Raw genomic sequence first — 17,011 nt, 5'->3', positions numbered from 1 at the left:
GGCAGGCGTCAGCTCAGTCGCGCACCAGCGCCGCCACCGGCAGCGCTCCGAAAAGATCTGCGGACCGGACGGTTCCGGAGAATCGCCGCCCCGAGAACACGTCGGTCCAGGAGCCGAGGGGAAGAGGCAGCACCGTATCGCCCCAACCCGCCGCCTCGAGGGCCACGGTGTGCCGCAGGGACAATGCGAGCACATCCAGGTCCTCGGCGGACGGTCCGCGACCGAACGCGAGGACGTTCTCGGCGCCCGGTCCGACGGCGAACATCGGGACGTACACGCCGCCCACGAAACTTTCCGGTCGGTCCCGACGGAGCCGGAGGGCTTTCTGCACGACCGTGAACTTGGCCGGCGCCGAACCGGGCTCCTCGAGTAGTCCGCGGCGGATCCCGAAATCGACGGGCCGTCTGTTGTCGGGATCGACGAGGGAGTCGTCCCACAGTTCCGTGCCCTGATAGACGTCGGGGACACCCGGACCCAGTAGTTGCAGAAGCTTCTGCCCCAGCGACACAGCGGCGACATGCGGCTCGAGCTCGGCAACCAATTCGGTCAGGGCCTCGCCCACAGGACCGTCGCACACCGCATCGATCCAGTTGTTCACGGCGCCTTCGAATTTTGTGTCCACGTCGGTCCACGTCGAACGGGTACCGTTTTCCCTCAACGCTTTCGTGGCGTAGTCGTGGAGTCGTTCGCGTAGCTCCGTGGTCACGACACCGTCCACCGGCCACGCCCCGAACAGGGTCTGCCAGAAGAACAGCCCGATGGCTGGGTCGGGGGCGGGCGCCAGAGCATTCCATTCACGCAGACGTTCCGCCCACAGTTCGGCGACCTGCGACAGCACCCCGATGCGTGCCCGCACGTCTTCGCTGCGTTTGGTGTCGTGCGTGGACAACGTCGTCATCGCACGCGGAAGGCGCTGCGCGCGCTGAGCCCAGGAGAGATGGAACTGCTTGGCGCCCAACGAGAACCGGCCCGGCTGGCCGCCGACCTCCTGCAAGGACACGAGCCGGGCAGCCCGATAGAACAAGCAGTCCTCGACCGCTTTGGCGGTGGCGGCTCCACAGATCTGCCCGAATCGGGCGGCCGCTTCTCCACCGATCGTGAGTGCGCGTACGAAGGTTCCGAGAGCAGGTTCGAGATCGGGCTTCTCCCGGGCTACCTCGCCGACGATGCGGGGCAGCATGGTGGTGAGCGGCGCGTAGTCGGCGCGGTAGACCGGCACCCGAGCCGCGACCGCGATCACTGCCTCGCGCAACGACTCCGGACACTCGGTCTCGTCCGTAGGCGCAGCCTCGCGCCGGGTCGCGCGGACCAGGCGGTTCACCTCGGGCGCGAGACCGGATTCGAGTACCGAGCGTTCGAGTTCGCGTTCCTGGGCGTGCAGCCACGCTGCGTCGCCGTCGTTGCCGGTGAACGTCCGGGACAAAGCCGTGAGTGCCGGTTCGCCGCGCGGATCCACGAACACCGCGGCGAGTTCGTCGAGTGCGTCGTAGCCCGTCGTGCCGTCGACCGGCAACGTCAGGTCGAGAGGCTCTCCCTCGGCGAGGATCTTTTCGATGACGAGCCAGCGCTGCGGGCCCGCCAAGGCGCGCAGCCGTGCCAGATATTCCGCCGGATCGGCGAGACCGTCCGGATGGTCGACGCGCAGGCCGTCGACGAGGTCGTCGTCGATCCACGACGCCACCTGGGCGTGTACCGCATCGAACACTCGAGGATCCTCGACCCGGACCGCCGCAAGATCGTCGACCGTGAAGAATCGCCGGTATCCGATCAAGCCCGAATTCCAGGCCACCAGGCGGTACGCCTGGCGCGCATGGATTTCCGTCGCGGTGCCGTTGTCGGTACCCGGAGCGATCGGAAAACGCTTGTCGTAGTAAGCCAGTAAGGGTTCGTCACCCGAACGATCCACCGTCAGTTCCTCGACGGCATCGGCGGAACCGAGCACCGGGAGTGCGATCCGGCCGTCCGCGCCGTTGTCCGCCGACCAGTCGATGTCGAAGAACGCGGCGTACGCGGAGTCGCGGCCGCGTCGCAGTACATCCCACCACCATGCATTCTGGCGCGGATCCCCGACGCCCACATGGTTCGGCACGATATCGACGATCACGCCCATTCCGCGCGAACGCACTTCTTGTACCAACTGTTCGAAGCCTGCGCGTCCCCCGAGCGCCGACGACACCGTGGACGGATCCACGACGTCGTACCCGTGGCTCGATCCGGTGGTGGCGCTGAGGATGGGGGACAGGTAGACGTGCGAGATCCCAAGAGCGTCCAGGTAATCGACCACAGCGGTCGCATCGGCGAACGTGAACGCGTCTCCCCGCATCTGCAACCGGTAGGTCGACAGCAACGGAAGAGCGCTCATGCGGTCCTCCGCAGGACGAGCATCGAGCGTGCCCCGACCCGGACCGGTTTGCCGGCGGTGATGGTGCACTCCCGCAATCCGTCCGGGATCTCCGTGTCGATCGCCACGGACCACTCGTCCGCGTGGGCGCCGTCCGGGGTGACGAAGTCGAGCGGCTCGTGATGCGCGTTGAAGCACAACAGGAACGAATCGTCGACGACGCGCTGCCCGCGCTGGTCCGGCTCGGGTATGCCCTCGCCGTTGAGGAAGACCGCGAGGGACTTGCCGAAACCGCTGTCCCAGTCCTCAGGGGTCATCTCGTCGCCCGACGGGGTCAGCCACGCGATGTCGCGCGACTGGGCGCCGCTGCGGATCGGCCGGCCCTCGAAGAATCGGCGGCGCCGGAACACCGGATGCTCGGTGCGCAGTGCGATGACGTTGCGGGTGAACGACACCAGATCGGCATTTGTCTCCGCGAGAGACCAATCCATCCACGACAAGTCGTTGTCCTGGCAGTACACGTTGTTGTTGCCGTGCTGGCTACGGCCCATCTCGTCGCCGTGTGCGAGCATCGGGGTGCCCTGCGACAGCACCAGAGTCGCGAGGATGTTGCGCTGCTGGCGCCCCCGCAGAGCAAGGACCTCGGGATCGTCCGTCGGCCCTTCCACTCCGCAGTTCCACGACCGGTTGTGGGACTCGCCGTCGCGGTTGTCTTCGCCGTTGGCTTCGTTGTGCTTGTCGTTGTAGGACACCAGATCTGCGAGCGTGAAGCCGTCGTGTGCGGTGACGAAGTTGATGGACGCACCGGGGCGCCGGCCGGTGTCCTCGTACAGGTCGGAGGAGCCGGTCAGGCGGGAGGCGAACTCGCCGAGGGTGGACGGCTCGCTGCGCCAGTAGTCGCGGACAGTGTCGCGGTACTTGCCGTTCCACTCGGTCCACAGGCTCGGGAAGTTGCCTACCTGGTAGCCGCCCTCACCGATGTCCCACGGCTCGGCGATGAGCTTGACCTGCGAGACCACCGGATCCTGTTGCACGAGGTCGAAGAACGCCGAAAGCCGGTCCACATCGTGCAGTTCGCGGGCGAGCGTGGACGCCAGGTCGAAGCGGAAGCCGTCGACGTGCATCTCGGTGACCCAGTACCGCAACGAATCCATGATCAGTTGCAGCGTGTGGGGGTGCCGGGCGTTGAGGCTGTTGCCGGTACCGGTGTAGTCCATGTAGTGGGTCTTGTCGTCGTCGACGAGACGGTAGTACGCGGCATTGTCGATTCCTCGGAAGCTGATGGTCGGCCCGAGGTGATTTCCCTCGGCGGTGTGGTTGTAAACCACGTCGAGGATCACCTCGATGCCCGCCTCGTGGAATGCGCGGACCATCGCCTTGAACTCGGCCACCGCTTCGCTCGGCTTCGACGACGACGAATACTCCGCGTGGGGGGCGAAGAACCCGAAGGTGTTGTACCCCCAGTAGTTGCGCAGACCTTGGTCGAGAAGCACCTGATCGTGCATGAACTGGTGCACCGGCATCAGTTCGATCGCGGTCACCCCGAGGTCGTGCAGGTGATCGATGACGGCGGGATGGGCGAGGCCCGCGTAGGTGCCCCGCAGGTACTCGGGCACATCGGGGTGTGTGGCGGTCATCCCCTTGACGTGCGCCTCGTAGATCACCGTCTCGTTGTAGGGCCGCCGGGGGTGGCGATCGTTCGCCCAGTCGAAGAAGGGGTTGATGACCACCGTCGTCATGGTGTGACCGAGGGAATCGAGCTGCGGGAAGTCCGAACCGGCTGCTTCCGTTGCGGACTCGTCGTCGTCTGCCGGCGTGGCGTCGGACTCCGCGTCGCCGCTCGACGGAAGTGCGTACGAGAACAAGGACGGATCGCCGTCGAAATCCCCGTCGAACGCCTTGCCGTACGGGTCGAGCAGCAGCTTGCTCGGGTCGCACCGGTGACCGTTCTCGGGGTCGTAGGGCCCGTGCACGCGGTAGCCGTAGCGCTGGCCGGGGGAGACTGTGGGCAGATACGCGTGCCACACGTATCCGTCGACTTCCTCGAGGGGGATCCGGGTCTCGGTGCCCTCACGCGAGATCAGGCACAGTTCGACCTTCTCGGCGATCTCGGAGAACAGGGCGAAGTTCGTTCCGGCCCCGTCGTAGGTCGCGCCGAGGGGATAGGCACTGCCGGGCCATACGGGGATGGTCTCGGGGGTTTCTTCGCTGTTGTCCGTGGCGCTGGGCTGCATGACTGCACAGTAGCCTCACCCGGCGCGATGAACCCGCCTGGCGTTCACCACCAGCCGGTGGCCGGACCCAACTGCTCGTCGAGATCGGGCGTCATCGTCCGCACGTACGTGGTCGTGAGGTGATTGTCGTCACGATAGATCAGAACATTGCCTTCGATCACGCGGCAGGTGTTTGCCCGGCACAGCGAGTCCGAGAGGTCGATGAGGCTCACGTTCGGGGAGAACGCGGAGGCCTCGATCGCCGGATCGACGGGGTCGAGCGCGTCGGAACGAGCCACCCCACACGAATCGGAACTACCCCCGCCCGCGAGACAGTCGGCGGCGCGGTATCTCGTGTCGCCGTGGAACAGCCACGGATTGTCGCGGATCGCGACCACGGGGATGCCGTACTCGTCGAGTGTGCGCCACAGATCGACGTACCAGAACGGCGTGAAATCGCCGGGGCCTTCACCCTCGTCCTTCGTCCGCGTGGATGTGGTGAAGAGATAGTCGGGCGGATCGGCCTGCAGTTCGGCAAGCACCTTGACCGACCACGTGTCGCACTCGACGGTCGGGGACTCCTCCGTGAGCGGCGCGAGCGGATCCGAGAGGGGACAACCGACCTTGAGATAGGTGTCGATCCGGAATCCGCGCTCCTTGCCGATCGTGTCGAGTGCCGCGAGCCACTGTTCCGAGTGGGAACCACCGGCGAGGACCATCCGCCTGGTCGACAACGGATCACCGTAGGTGCAGGTGAGCGGTTCGCGATTGGTGTGCTGGGCGATGCAGTGGTCCAGCGTTGCCGGCGGCAGGTCGAGGTGCGCGACAAGCAGCGGCGGTTGCACGGGCTGCGGTTCGGCGTCGGCGAAGCCGGTCAGTGCCGCTGCGCCGGGGTACCGGTCGGGGGTCAGCGCCACCACACGCTCGAGCACGCCGTCCTGGCGCGCCACATGGGTGGTCCAGCTCGCGGACGCGGCCATCAGTACGAGACCGAACACGGTGACGGAGGCGACGAGGACGGTGCGCATCCTTCCGGAGTCGGACCGGCGGATCGGATTCTCGAGCCACCGAGTCGTGGCTTCCGCGAGCACCAGCGAGATCACGATCACCGCGAGTCCGCCGAGCGGGCCGACGGACGGCGTCTCACGGATTACGAGGTAGCCGATGAGCACCGGCCAGTGCCACAAGTACAGGGCGTACGCAACGGATCCGAGCCGGACCAGCGGGACGCTCGACAACCATCTCGCGGTGGGTGTGTCGGCGGTGCCGTCCCCGGTCGGCGTGTGACCGCCCAAAATCAGTGCCATGGCCGCACCCACGGGCACGAGTGCCCACGGGCCCGGGAAGAGGCTGTTTCCGTCGATGAGGACACCGCACAGGAACAGCACCGCGAGACCTGCGGCACCGAGGACGATGCGGAGCGGGCGCGGGATCCGCAGCCACGGGATCACGCAGGCGAACACTCCGCCGAGTGTGAGCTCCCACATCCGAGCAGCGCTGTCGTAGTACCGCCACGACTGCGGTACGTCGGCCAGTATCGCGTACGTGAGGGAAGCCGCGGTCAGCAGCGCGAGGAGCACCGCGAGCGGTCCGCGTGAGGGAAGCGACCTCCGTCGCAGCACCCACACCGCTCCGAACACCACGAGCAGCGCGCCGAGATAGAACTGGCCCTGCACCGAGATGGACCACAGGTGCTGGAGGGGGCTTACCATCGGGTCGGCGGCGAGGTAGTCGCTCGCCGTGCGCGCGAGGTGCCAGTTCTGCATGAACAGCAGAGACGCACCGGTCTGTTCGGCGACCCGGAACCACTGCGTATACGGCAAGAGGGCGACCGCCGCGACGGTCGTGCCGAGCAGCACGACGATCAGCGGCGGAAACAGTCGCCGTCCCACCCGTCGCAGCACCGGCCGGGGGTCGAGCGGAGCATGCGACTCGGCGACCCGCAGCAAGGTGCCCACGAAGAAGAACCCGGACAGTGCGAGGAAGACGTCGACACCACCGGACACGCGCCCGAACCAGACGTGGAAGACGACGACGAGAGCGATCGCGAGACCTCGGACACCGTCGAGGTCGGCGCGATACGGGAGACGGGTGGCAGTGGCCGCGGCTGCCTTCGGACCCGAGTCCGAGGTGCGGACTGCCATTCACGTTCTCCTTAGTCTCGTGGCTCGACTTAGTCTCGTGGCTCGACGTTGTCTCGGTGCCGTTGTCTCGGTGTCTCGGGCGGGACCCGTGGAACACGCAAGATCGATTCCTGTGACCTTCGTACCCAGGAACTTGGGCAGACTACGCGCAAGGTGGCCGCCTGCTCCAACCGCCTACAGTCGTGCCGTGGTTTCTCTCCCCATGTCTGCCGAGCGGATCGCCGCCCTCGACGCCGACCATCTGTGGCATCCCTACGGCGCATTTCCGGCCTCCACCGAACCCCTGGTGGTTGACAGTGCGACAGGTACGAGGCTGCTCCTCGCGGACGGGCGCGAGCTCGTCGACGGCATGAGTTCGTGGTGGGCGGCGATTCACGGGTACCGGCATCCGGTGCTCGACGCTGCGGTCACCGGGCAACTGGAGAAAATGAGCCACGTGATGTTCGGCGGGCTCACGCACGCTCCGGCCGCGCGCCTCGCAGAGTTGCTCGTCGAGATCTCCCCGGAGGGCTTGGACAAGGTCTTTCTCGCCGACTCGGGGTCCGTCTCGGTCGAGGTGGCTGCGAAGCTCGCGCTGCAGTACCAGCGCGCGGTCGGCCGTCCGGAACGACACCGCCTGCTCACCTGGCGGGGTGGGTACCACGGCGACACGCTCGCCCCCATGAGCGTGTGCGACCCGGAGGGCGGCATGCACGCGATGTGGACGGATGTGCTGGTCAGGCAGGTGTTCGCGTCGGCGCCGCCCCGCGAGTTCGATGCGTCGTATGTCGCCTCGTTCGAATCGGTCCTCGAGGAACACGCGCACGAACTCGCCGGGGTGATCGTCGAGCCCGTGGTGCAGGGCGCCGGGGGCATGCGGTTTCACGACCCGGGCTACCTGCGCGAATTGCGGCGCATGTGTGACGAACACGGGCTGGTGCTGATCTTCGACGAGATCGCGACGGGGTTCGGCCGGACGGGGGAGTTGTTCGCCGCCGACCACGCGGGGGTCGCGCCGGACCTGATGTGTGTGGGCAAGGCGCTGACGGGCGGGTACCTGACGCTCGCCGCGGTGCTGTGCACGACGCATATCGCGGAAGCGATCAGTGCGGGCGAGGGCGGCGGCGTCATGCACGGGCCGACGTTCATGGGGAACCCGCTCGCGTGCGCGGTCGCGGTGGCGTCGACCGAGCTGCTGTTGTCGAGGGACTGGCGCGCGGAGGTGCGCAATCTCACGGCGCAACTCGAGTCCGGTCTGGCACCCGCGCGGGACCTGCCCGGCGTGACCGACGTGCGTGTGCTCGGCGGGATCGGGGTGGTCGAGACGGTGGAACCGGTCGACATGCGGGCTGCCACCGCGGCTGCCGTGAAGGAGGGGGTGTGGCTGCGCCCCTTCCGCAATCTCGTCTACACAATGCCGCCATATGTGTGCACCCCGGCCGACGTCGCTGCGATCACCGCGGGCGTGGTTGCCGCCGCGGCCACCGTGCGGGGCTGAGACCGGGCCACGCTTCCGTACTTGAACGGTGTTCAAGTACGGTGTGAGCATGCTTACCCCTGCCGGTCCGGCCTGGCTCGACGACGCTGCCGAACGGCGGCGGCTCGCCGGGCTCCACCGGGAACTCGCGCCCCGCAGCGCCGCCGCCCCGCTCATCGACCTCGCGTCCAACGACTACCTCGGACTCGTCCGTCATCCGGAAGTCCTCGCTGCGGCGACGGCCGCGCTACGCCGGTGGGGTGGCGGCGCGACCGGTTCGCGGTTGGTCACCGGGACGACGGCCGAGCACGAGTTGCTCGAACTCGAACTCGCCGAGTTCACCGGCGCCGAGACCGGCTTGGCGTTCTCCAGCGGATACACCGCCAACCTCGGCGCCGTGACCGCGCTCGCGGGCAAGGAGACTCTGGTCGTCTCGGACGCGGGATGTCATGCGTCGCTCGTCGACGCTTGCCGGCTCTCCCGGTCGAGGATCTGCGTCACCCCGCACGGCGACGTCCACGCGGTGGCACACGCCCTCGCCACGCGGACCGAACCGAGAGCGCTCGTGCTCACCGACTCGGTGTTCAGCACCGACGGCGACCTCGCGCCCCTGCGGGATCTGCACCGCGTGTGCCGCACCCACGGTGCCCTGCTGCTCGTCGACGAAGCCCACGGGATCGGGGTCAGGGGGGTGGGTGGACGCGGGCTCGTCAACGAAGTCGGTCTGGCCGGGGAACCGGACGTGATCGTCACTGCGACCCTCTCGAAAGCCCTTGCCTCCCAAGGCGGTGTGGTTCTCGCGGCCGGCCGGGTACGTGACCATCTCATCGACACCGCCCGCACGTTCATCTTCGACACCGGTCTCGCTCCCGCCGCCGTCGGTGCTGCGCGGGGCGCTCTGAAAGTGCTGCGAGCCGAACCCGGCCTCGCCGGAGCGGTGCTCGATCAGGCCGCGCACCTCGCCCGGGTGACGGGAGTGCAGCCGCCACCGTCCGCGGTGGTGTCGGTGATTCTCGGCGACCCGCACGTCGCGGCCGGAGCGGCCCGGCGCTGTCGTGAACGCGGCGTGCAGGTCGGGTGTTTCCGGCCGCCGTCGGTGCCCGAGGGAACGTCGCGCTTGCGTCTGACCGCCCGCGCGAACATTTCCGGCCACGAACGCGCCGTGGTGGACTCGGTGCTCACCGACGTGCTGGCCGAGGTCCGCGTATGAGCATTCTGTTCGTCACCGGCACGTCCACCGGAGTCGGGAAAACCGTCGTGACCGCCGCGCTCGCATCGCGTGCCGCGAGCCGTGGACTGCGGGTCGCGGTGTGTAAACCGGCCCAGACCGGGGTCGGCGACGACGAACCCGGCGATCTGGCCGAGATCGTCCGCCTCACCGGAGGTGGGATCGACACCGTCGAACTCGCCCGGTACCCGGATCCGCTCGCACCCGACACCGCCGCCCGACGCTCGGGACGAGCGTTGCTCGACCTCGCGAGCACTGCCGACGCTGTTCGCAGGCTCGGGAACAGGGCAGATCTGGTCCTCGTCGAGGGCGCCGGAGGCGTACTCGTCCGACTCGGTGCCGCGGGGTTCACCCTTGTGGACCTCGCCGCAACGCTCGACGCGCCGGCGGTGGTGGTCGCCGCCGCGTCGCTCGGGACTCTCAACCACAGCGCGCTGACCGTCCGCGCGCTGCGCACGGCTGGGGTGGAATGCCGCGGAATCGTCATCGGCAGCAGTCCTGCCACACCGGATCTGGCCGAGCGATGCAACGTCGTCGACCTGCCCGCGGTGACGGGTGTGCCCCTGCTGGGTGCGATACCCGAAGGCGCGGGCTTGCTCCGTTCTGCGGAGTTCGTATCCGCGGCGCCGCACTGGGTGCGGGACGTTCCGGTATAGCCGGGCGTGGGCGGCGCCGCACCAGTTTCCCGGCCAGAACAGTGTGGGGCAGTGCAGACCCCGCCTCCGCCACGTGACCGTGGCGGAGGCGGCAGTCCTCACGACATTGCCGGCGGTGGGATGCCCGGGTCGGTCATGTCAGATTCCGTCCGTGGGTGCACCCACAGCGGCGGCAACACGCCGCAACGCCGTGTTGGTGTGCCGCGCCGCGTCCAAGGTGGCCGCCGCCGGAGTGGTGGGGAGATCCGAGACGGTGCCGCCGACCTTGGCCAGAACGGCTCGCGATAGGAGATAGTTCTGGTCCACCACCTCATCGAGCGTCGGTACCGGTGCGGGACGCGGGATATCTGCGTGGACCGTGTGCCGGTAGAGATTGATCTGGTACGGCCAGCCGTCGCGGGTATCCCATTGGGAGACCAGGACATAGAGCTCGTCGAGCGTCGAGCCCACGAGGACGTACCCGCCGTAGCACTGCGCCAGAGTGTTGTTCGGATCCTGGGGCTCGACGTCGTGTTCCACGTGACGGACGACGGTCGTCGTGGGGGCATCCCCGATATGGGACGTCGGCCCGTTGCGAAGGCCCTTGACGTTCACTCGGATATCCGGAGCGGTCTGGGTATAGGTGAGGAGCCATTGGCCTTGGACCAGACGGAGATTCATCTCCCGGACTTTTGTCCCCGCCGGGAAGATGTCCGAGCACGCCCGGTTCCATCCCCAGTCCGTCCCGTTCCATCCCCAGCCGGACCACTTGGAGCGGTCCGCCACCTCGTTGGGGCGGCAACGGTAGAGGTGGACGTTGGAGCCGCCGTCCACCAACCACTTGTTGCCCATGATGTAGACCCAGCCATCGGTCCCCAGTTCCCACGTAATCCCCATCTGGAAACCGCCCTCGTGATGCCACTCGCGTTGTCCGGCGGGGCCGGCGTGAAACCAGGTCTGGCCGTTGTCGTCGGAATACTGGATTTCCGTCCAGAGGATCTCCTCGAGGGACCGGCAGATCGTCACGAACAGGTAGATCCGGGAGCCGACGACCAGAAGGTCCGAGGGCAGGACGGTGGAGAATCCGCCGTTGGTCCACGGCGACCTGTCGTGGGTGTACGGCCACAACTGGCGGGCATTCGGTCCGCCGATGGCCCCATGGAACGTCAGGCCGTTGGCGTAGTCTGCCGGGCTCTGCTCGTCCGTGAGGAGCATTACCGGAGACCGCCACCCGGGACCACCGACGCGCATCTCTTCAAACGTGTCACCCAGGACGATGGCCTGGCGTCCGTTGGGGAGCCGGCGGGCTATGCCCAGGTCCGTGCCGCCGACGCCGAACGGGACCGCCGACGTGTTGTGCCCGGTCACTGCTCCGATTTTCGTAGTCATTCGGGAACTCCGTTCTGTAAAGGGAGAGGCGGGCCGGGACCGGCTCCGCCGTCGTATTCGGCCGGCGGCTTGATGCCGAGGCGGCCAGGAACTCCCCCGGGGTCGCCCGGGAAACAGTCGAGGTCCACGTCCGTGGACCAGGGAGCGCGCCGCCCGCCCGCGCGTACGAGTCGGACTCGAGCACGATCGGGGAGCCGACAAATAGTGAAAAACCTTATGGTGCAGGGTGAGTCAGCGCCAACTGCTGTCGCGGCACCGTCGTTTACCGGACATGCGCCAGCCGCGCACCGGGCCGAGGATGCTCGTCGACGTCGGCGGTTTTCGTCGTCGTGTGAGGCGGCGGTGCGGCCGCCAGGGGACTGCCTTACAAGGGGTGAACGCCGGCTGTGCGGGAGACAGCCACGATCGACGCCGTTCCGAACTGAGAGGCAAGCAAAGGAGGTGTTTCTCGCATGGTGGGTGCCTCGATTCGAACAGATGGGGTACGCCGACGTACGAGATGTCGCAGGGACGCCGGCCTGCGTTACCGCGTCCGCAACCCGAGACGGAAACGACGCTTCTCGGGCCGCCGAGCCACGATGTCTTCGGGCCGGTGCGTTTGTGGTCGGCGACAACTGCTAGACGCAACCCGGGAAACGGCTCGCAAGCGCGTGCACCTGTCGTAGTGTGAACGCCATCACATGGAGTCGGCGGGCGTCGGCGTGCCGACCGTTTTGTTTCGGAGGTACCGATGTCCACCACCGATATGCATGATCTTCAGAACGCGATCGGGCAATTGCGTCGATGCGTCGGTTCGCTCAGGTCGCGGTACGGCGACGCCGCGTCCGTCCGCAGGCTCACCAACGACCTCGACCGTCTCGACATCGACGCGCGCGACTTCCAGGAGACACCGCCGCGGCCACTGTGGGCGGCGTCCGAGGACCGCATCCCGATTCCGGATTCGCCGTACGACGAGTCGTTGTTCCGCGGGGTCGACGCCGACGACGAAGGACTCGGCGGATTGCACGGGGAGCGGTGAGCGCCCCTGTCGGCGCCGGGGTCCGAAATGCGGCCCGGGCGCGCATAGCCGCGCGCACACTACGAACCGATCGATGGTGGCAGACACCTGCGCTGACCGTCCTCGGACTGGTCGCCTTCATCGTGTACGCCACCGTCCGCTCGTTCGCGCGTACCGCCTACTGGGTGGACGACTACCACTATCTGACGCCGTTCTATTCGCCGTGCGTCAGCGCGTCGTGCCTGCCGGGTTCCTCGCATTTCGGTGTGTGGGTCGGTGAACTCCCACGGTGGATTCCACTGGCATTCGTGTCGCTGCCGTTCCTGCTGCTGTTCCGGCTGACCTGCTACTACTACCGCAAGGCGTACTACCGGTCGTTCTGGCTCTCGCCGCCGGCCTGCGGGGTCGCGGAACCGCACCGGACGTACACGGGTGAAACCCGGTTCCCCCTCATCGTGCAGAACGCGCACCGCTACTTCTTCTACATCGGGTTCGTCATCTCGCTGGTCAACACCTACGACGCGATACTCGCGTTCCACAGTCCGAGCGGATTCGGGTTCGGGCTCGGGAACGTGATCCTCGTGGTGAACGTGATCTTGCTGTGGGGGTACACGCTCTCCTGCCACTCCTGCCGGCACGTCACCGGTGGCCGTCTCAAGCACTTTTCGAAACATCCTGTGCGATACAAGCTTTGGACGTACATTTCGAAGCTCAACGCCCGGCACATGCAATTCGCCTGGATCACTCTCGGAACGCTGGTGCTCACCGACTTCTACATCATGCTCGTGGCGAGCGGCACCATCTCCGACCTCCGATTCATCGGCTGACACCGGCACAGCGACCACCGCAAACAGGCACGACGCAACTGGGGAAAGGCGACATACATGGGGGAAGTCGAGCATCACAGCTACGACGTGGTCGTGATCGGCGCGGGGGGAGCGGGGCTACGGGCGGTCATCGAGGCCCGGCAGCGCGGACTGCGAGTCGCGGTGGTGTGCAAGTCGCTCTTCGGTAAAGCGCACACCGTGATGGCGGAAGGCGGATGCGCCGCGGCGATGGGCAACGCCAATTCGCGTGACTCGTGGCAGGTGCACTTCAAGGACACGATGCGCGGCGGAAAATTCCTCAACAACTGGCGGATGGCCGAATTGCATGCCCGCGAAGCGCCCGACCGGGTGTGGGAACTCGAGACGTACGGGGCGCTGTTCGACCGCACCCCGGACGGCCGGATCAGCCAGCGCAACTTCGGCGGGCACACCTATCCGCGGCTCGCGCACGTCGGCGACCGGACGGGGCTCGAACTGATCCGCACGATGCAGCAGAAGATCGTGTCGTTGCAGCAGGAGGACTTCGCGGCGACGGGCGACTACGAGGCGAAGGTGCGGGTCTTCTCCGAATGCACCATCACCGAACTCCTCGTCGACGAACAGGGCCGGATCGCGGGCGCCTTCGGGTACTGGCGGGAATCTGGAAGGTTCGTCCAGTTCACCGCGCCGGCCGTCGTCATCGCGACCGGAGGAATCGGAAAATCCTGGAAGGTGACCTCCAATTCGTGGGAGTACACCGGGGACGGGCACGCCCTCGCGCTGCGGGCGGGCGCCGCGCTGATCAACATGGAGTTCGTCCAGTTCCATCCCACCGGGATGATCTGGCCACCGAGCGTGAAAGGCATCCTCGTCACCGAGGGGGTCCGCGGTGACGGCGGCGTTCTGAAGAACTCCGAGGACGAGCGATTCATGTTCTCGTATATCCCGCCGGTGTTCAAAGGGCAGTACGCGGAGACCCCCGAAGAGGCGGACCGCTGGTACGAGGACCAGGAGAACAATCTCCGCACCCCCGACCTGCTGCCGCGCGACGAAGTGGCTCGCGCCATCAATTCCGAGGTCAAGGCGGGCCGGGCGACCCCACACGGCGGGGTGTATCTCGATATCGCCTCACGAATGCCCAAGGCCGAGATCATCCGCCGGTTGCCGTCGATGCACCACCAGTTCCTCGAACTCGCAGACGTCGACATCACCCGGGAAGCGATGGAGGTCGGCCCGACCTGCCACTACGTGATGGGCGGTATCGAGGTCGATCCCGACACCGGGGCGGCGTCGGTTCCAGGCCTGTTCGCGGCGGGGGAATGCTCGGGCGGCATGCACGGGTCCAACCGGCTTGGAGGGAATTCGCTGTCGGACCTGCTCGTGTTCGGGCGCCGGGCGGGGCTCGGCGCCGCCGACTACGTGCACGGTCTCGAGGACCGGCCGGTGGTCACGGAAGAGGCGGTGGAACAAGCAGCGCGCACAGCACTTTCGCCGTTCGACCCCGCCGATCACGAGAATGCCGAGAACCCGTACACCCTCCACCAGCGATTGCAGGGAGTGATGCACGACCTCGTGGGAATCATCCGCACCGCCGAAGAGGTCGAGCGCGCACTCGCAGAACTCGCCGAGTTGCGCGAGCGGATCCCGGACATCGCGGTGGAGGGCAACCGGCAGTACAACCCGGGCTGGCACCTCGCACTGGATCTGCGCAACATGCTGCTGGTGTGCGAATGCGTCGCGCGGGCCGCGTTGCTGCGCACCGAGAGTCGCGGCGGCCACACACGCGACGATCACCCGTCGATGGACCCGAACTGGCGGCGGACGTTGCTCGTGTGCCGTAAATCCGGAGAGGACCGCACCATCCCGGAGGTGTCCGTCGAGCGGCAAGAGCAGACCCCGATGGACCCGGAACTACTCGAACTCTTCGATATCGAGGAACTCGCCAAGTACTACACCGACGAGGAGCTCGCCGGTCACCCCGGACGGAGGCACTGAGATGGCCGAGAGCGACCAGGGCTACACCGCCGAGTTCAGGATCTGGCGCGGGGACCGCGACGGTGGGGAACTGCAGGAGTATTCGGTGCGGGTCAACGAGGGCGAGGTGGTTCTCGACATCCTCCACCGGTTGCAGGCAACCCAGGTGCCGGATCTCGCGGTGCGGTGGAACTGCAAAGCAGGCAAATGTGGTTCGTGCTCGGCGGAGATCAACGGCCGTCCGCGCCTGACGTGCATGAGCCGCATGTCGCTCTTCGAGACGGACGAGCCGATCGTGGTCACACCGTTGCGGGGCTTCCCCGTCATCCGTGATCTCGTCACCGACGTGTCGGGCAACTACGCCAAGGCACGGGAGATCCCCGCATTCGCGCCTCCCCCGGATCTCGCTCCGGGGGAGTACCGCATGCAGCAGGTCGATGTGGAACGGTCGCAGGAGTTCCGCAAATGCATCGAATGCTTCCTGTGCCAGAACGTATGTCACGTGACGCGCGACCACGAGGAGAACCGTCCCGCGTTCGCGGGACCCCGGTTCTTCATCCGCCTCGCCGAACTCGACATGCATCCACTGGACGTCGCGGACCGGCGCGATCTCGCTCAGGACGAAGCCGGACTCGGCCTGTGCAACATCACCAAATGCTGCACCGAGGTGTGCCCCGAGTACATCCACATCACCGACAACGCCATCATTCCGATGAAGGAACGGGTGGCCGGACGCCGCTACGACCCGGTGGTGTGGCTGGGCAACAAGCTGTTCCGGCGCTGACCGGCCCGGGTGCGTACGCCGGTCGTCAGCCGACGCGCTCGCTGAGCAGCGGGACCAACTGCTCGAGCGCGAACGGAATCGACAGCGCCGAGTTCAGCGAGATGGCGTTGGCGATGTCGCTGCCGCTGTCGAGGACGAGGAACCGTCCGTCCTGCACGGCCGGAATCTGCTGGAACAACGGGTTGTCGGTGACCTCGGAGGTCTCCACGTAGATGGGCAGCACAATCAGCAGGTCGGCGTCGAGCATGCCGAGGTTCTCGTTCGAGATCGGGATGAAGAAGCTGTCCGCCTCGACGGCTTCCACCGCCGGGTTGTTGACGAACCCGAGATCCTGCAGGAACTGGACGCGCGCGTCGCCGGAAACGTAGGCGCCCCACCCGTCCGAGGTGTACGCCGCGACGGTGACGGTCTTGCCGGCGAACTCCGGATGCTCCGCGGCCGCGGTGGCGAACTGTTCGTCGATGTCCGCGACGACCTCGGCACCCTTGTCGGGCACGCCGAGCGCGGACGCCACCATGGAGATCTGCTCGTCGCGCGGCGTCAGGTACGCGGTGGCACCTTCGGGAGGGCCGACGGTCGTGGCGATCGCGGAAAGCGTGTCGTACCGGCCCTGATCACCCGCACTGGCGGTGTCGAGGATGAGATCGGGTGCCAACGCGGCGATCTTCTCGAAGGACGGATCGACGGTGCCGATGATCTCGGGAGACTCCGCGTAGCCCTCTTGAACCCACGGACCGACTCCGTCTTCGCCGAATGCCAGCCAGTCGCTCGCGCCGACGGGCTGCACACCGAGCGCCAGCGCGGTCTCCGCGTCGCCCCAGCCGAGGGCGACGACGCGCTCGGGTTGTGATTCGACGGTCACGGACCCGAACATCGTCTCGATGGTGGCGGGGAAGGCGCCGGTTCCGTTGCTGCCCGTCTCTTCGGCCGAACCGTCGTCGGTCGAGCCGCACGCACCCACGGCGAGCGTGGTGGCGGCGGCCAGCGCCATAAGTCGGAGTTTCACAGATGTCCTCGATTCGCTTGCCGGTGCACGTCGCGTGC

12 protein-coding genes are annotated in these 17,011 nt (G+C 67.0%); 7 read left to right on the top strand and 5 right to left on the bottom strand.

Going from position 1 to position 17,011, the window contains the following annotated elements; all coding sequences use genetic code 11:
• Positions 1–13: 13 nt before the first annotated feature.
• The 3 genes from treY to RDCOP1_RS05215 are packed head-to-tail and all read right to left on the bottom strand — an operon-like array spanning position 14 to position 6,698.
• Positions 14–2,362, bottom strand: coding sequence for a malto-oligosyltrehalose synthase (gene treY / locus RDCOP1_RS05225; RefSeq protein WP_072699064.1), 2,349 nt, complete (start codon positions 2,360–2,362; stop codon positions 14–16).
• On the bottom strand, positions 2,359–4,575 hold the full coding sequence (gene glgX, locus RDCOP1_RS05220) for a glycogen debranching protein GlgX (protein WP_072699063.1): 2,217 nt from the start codon (positions 4,573–4,575) through the stop codon (positions 2,359–2,361). The genes treY and glgX overlap by 4 nt, the downstream gene beginning before the upstream one ends.
• Before the next feature lie 44 nt (positions 4,576–4,619).
• Entirely contained in the window at positions 4,620–6,698 is a 2,079-nt protein-coding gene (locus RDCOP1_RS05215; RefSeq protein WP_072699062.1) for an acyltransferase family protein, read from the bottom strand.
• 202 nt (positions 6,699–6,900) lie between these two features.
• On the opposite strand from RDCOP1_RS05215, the gene RDCOP1_RS05210 reads away from it, so the two are divergent.
• The 3 genes from RDCOP1_RS05210 to bioD are packed head-to-tail and all read left to right on the top strand — an operon-like array spanning position 6,901 to position 10,038.
• On the top strand, positions 6,901–8,175 hold the full coding sequence (locus RDCOP1_RS05210) for an adenosylmethionine--8-amino-7-oxononanoate transaminase (protein WP_239538718.1): 1,275 nt from the start codon (positions 6,901–6,903) through the stop codon (positions 8,173–8,175).
• Positions 8,176–8,224: 49 nt separating this feature from the next.
• Positions 8,225–9,364: an 8-amino-7-oxononanoate synthase gene (locus RDCOP1_RS05205; RefSeq protein ID WP_072699175.1), complete on the top strand. Its 1,140-nt coding sequence runs from the start codon at positions 8,225–8,227 to the stop codon at positions 9,362–9,364.
• A complete protein-coding gene (gene bioD, locus RDCOP1_RS05200) occupies positions 9,361–10,038 on the top strand; it encodes a dethiobiotin synthase (RefSeq protein WP_072699060.1) in 678 nt (225 codons plus the stop codon). The genes RDCOP1_RS05205 and bioD overlap by 4 nt, the downstream gene beginning before the upstream one ends.
• A 138-nt stretch (positions 10,039–10,176) precedes the next feature.
• Here the strand turns inward: bioD and RDCOP1_RS05195 are convergent, their stop codons facing one another.
• Positions 10,177–11,406: a DUF4185 domain-containing protein gene (locus RDCOP1_RS05195; protein ID WP_084722421.1), complete on the bottom strand. Its 1,230-nt coding sequence runs from the start codon at positions 11,404–11,406 to the stop codon at positions 10,177–10,179.
• A gap of 730 nt (positions 11,407–12,136) precedes the next feature.
• On the opposite strand from RDCOP1_RS05195, the gene RDCOP1_RS05190 reads away from it, so the two are divergent.
• From RDCOP1_RS05190 to RDCOP1_RS05175, 4 genes are read left to right on the top strand one after another with little or no spacing between them, the layout of a single operon-like run.
• On the top strand, positions 12,137–12,424 hold the full coding sequence (locus RDCOP1_RS05190; RefSeq protein ID WP_072699058.1) for an Rv0250c family protein: 288 nt from the start codon (positions 12,137–12,139) through the stop codon (positions 12,422–12,424).
• A complete protein-coding gene (sdhC, locus tag RDCOP1_RS05185; protein ID WP_072699057.1) occupies positions 12,421–13,230 on the top strand; it encodes a succinate dehydrogenase subunit SdhC in 810 nt (269 codons plus the stop codon). The genes RDCOP1_RS05190 and sdhC overlap by 4 nt, the downstream gene beginning before the upstream one ends.
• 57 nt (positions 13,231–13,287) lie before the next feature.
• Positions 13,288–15,204: a fumarate reductase/succinate dehydrogenase flavoprotein subunit gene (locus RDCOP1_RS05180; RefSeq protein ID WP_072699056.1), complete on the top strand. Its 1,917-nt coding sequence runs from the start codon at positions 13,288–13,290 to the stop codon at positions 15,202–15,204.
• Position 15,205: 1 nt separating this feature from the next.
• The gene (locus tag RDCOP1_RS05175) at positions 15,206–15,967 is read left to right on the top strand and encodes a succinate dehydrogenase/fumarate reductase iron-sulfur subunit (protein ID WP_072699055.1); all 762 of its coding nucleotides are present in this window, start codon (positions 15,206–15,208) and stop codon (positions 15,965–15,967) included.
• 25 nt (positions 15,968–15,992) lie between these two features.
• Here the strand turns inward: RDCOP1_RS05175 and RDCOP1_RS05170 are convergent, their stop codons facing one another.
• Positions 15,993–16,973 carry an iron-siderophore ABC transporter substrate-binding protein gene (locus RDCOP1_RS05170; protein WP_231922927.1) on the bottom strand — a complete coding sequence of 327 codons (981 nt, stop codon included), beginning with the start codon at positions 16,971–16,973 and terminating at the stop codon, positions 15,993–15,995.
• Positions 16,974–17,011: the final 38 nt, after the last annotated feature.

The organism is Rhodococcus coprophilus NBRC 100603 (assembly GCF_001895045.1).
In the GTDB taxonomy this organism is placed as follows: domain Bacteria; phylum Actinomycetota; class Actinomycetes; order Mycobacteriales; family Mycobacteriaceae; genus Rhodococcus; species Rhodococcus coprophilus.
This window is presented reverse-complemented; position numbering and strand designations above follow the sequence as displayed.

Excerpts from the sequence above, each read along its gene's own strand:
- RDCOP1_RS05195 (WP_084722421.1), bottom strand. The coding sequence starts at position 11,406 with ATGACTACGAAAATCGGAGCAGTGACCGGGCACAACACGTCGGCGGTC.
- RDCOP1_RS05175 (WP_072699055.1), top strand. The coding sequence starts at position 15,206 with ATGGCCGAGAGCGACCAGGGCTACACCGCCGAGTTCAGGATCTGGCGC.
- RDCOP1_RS05215 (WP_072699062.1), bottom strand. The coding sequence starts at position 6,698 with ATGGCAGTCCGCACCTCGGACTCGGGTCCGAAGGCAGCCGCGGCCACT.
- treY (WP_072699064.1), bottom strand. The coding sequence starts at position 2,362 with ATGAGCGCTCTTCCGTTGCTGTCGACCTACCGGTTGCAGATGCGGGGA.
- RDCOP1_RS05205 (WP_072699175.1), top strand. The coding sequence starts at position 8,225 with ATGCTTACCCCTGCCGGTCCGGCCTGGCTCGACGACGCTGCCGAACGG.
- glgX (WP_072699063.1), bottom strand. The coding sequence starts at position 4,575 with ATGCAGCCCAGCGCCACGGACAACAGCGAAGAAACCCCCGAGACCATC.
- RDCOP1_RS05210 (WP_239538718.1), top strand. The coding sequence starts at position 6,901 with ATGTCTGCCGAGCGGATCGCCGCCCTCGACGCCGACCATCTGTGGCAT.
- RDCOP1_RS05190 (WP_072699058.1), top strand. The coding sequence starts at position 12,137 with ATGTCCACCACCGATATGCATGATCTTCAGAACGCGATCGGGCAATTG.
- bioD (WP_072699060.1), top strand. The coding sequence starts at position 9,361 with ATGAGCATTCTGTTCGTCACCGGCACGTCCACCGGAGTCGGGAAAACC.
- RDCOP1_RS05180 (WP_072699056.1), top strand. The coding sequence starts at position 13,288 with ATGGGGGAAGTCGAGCATCACAGCTACGACGTGGTCGTGATCGGCGCG.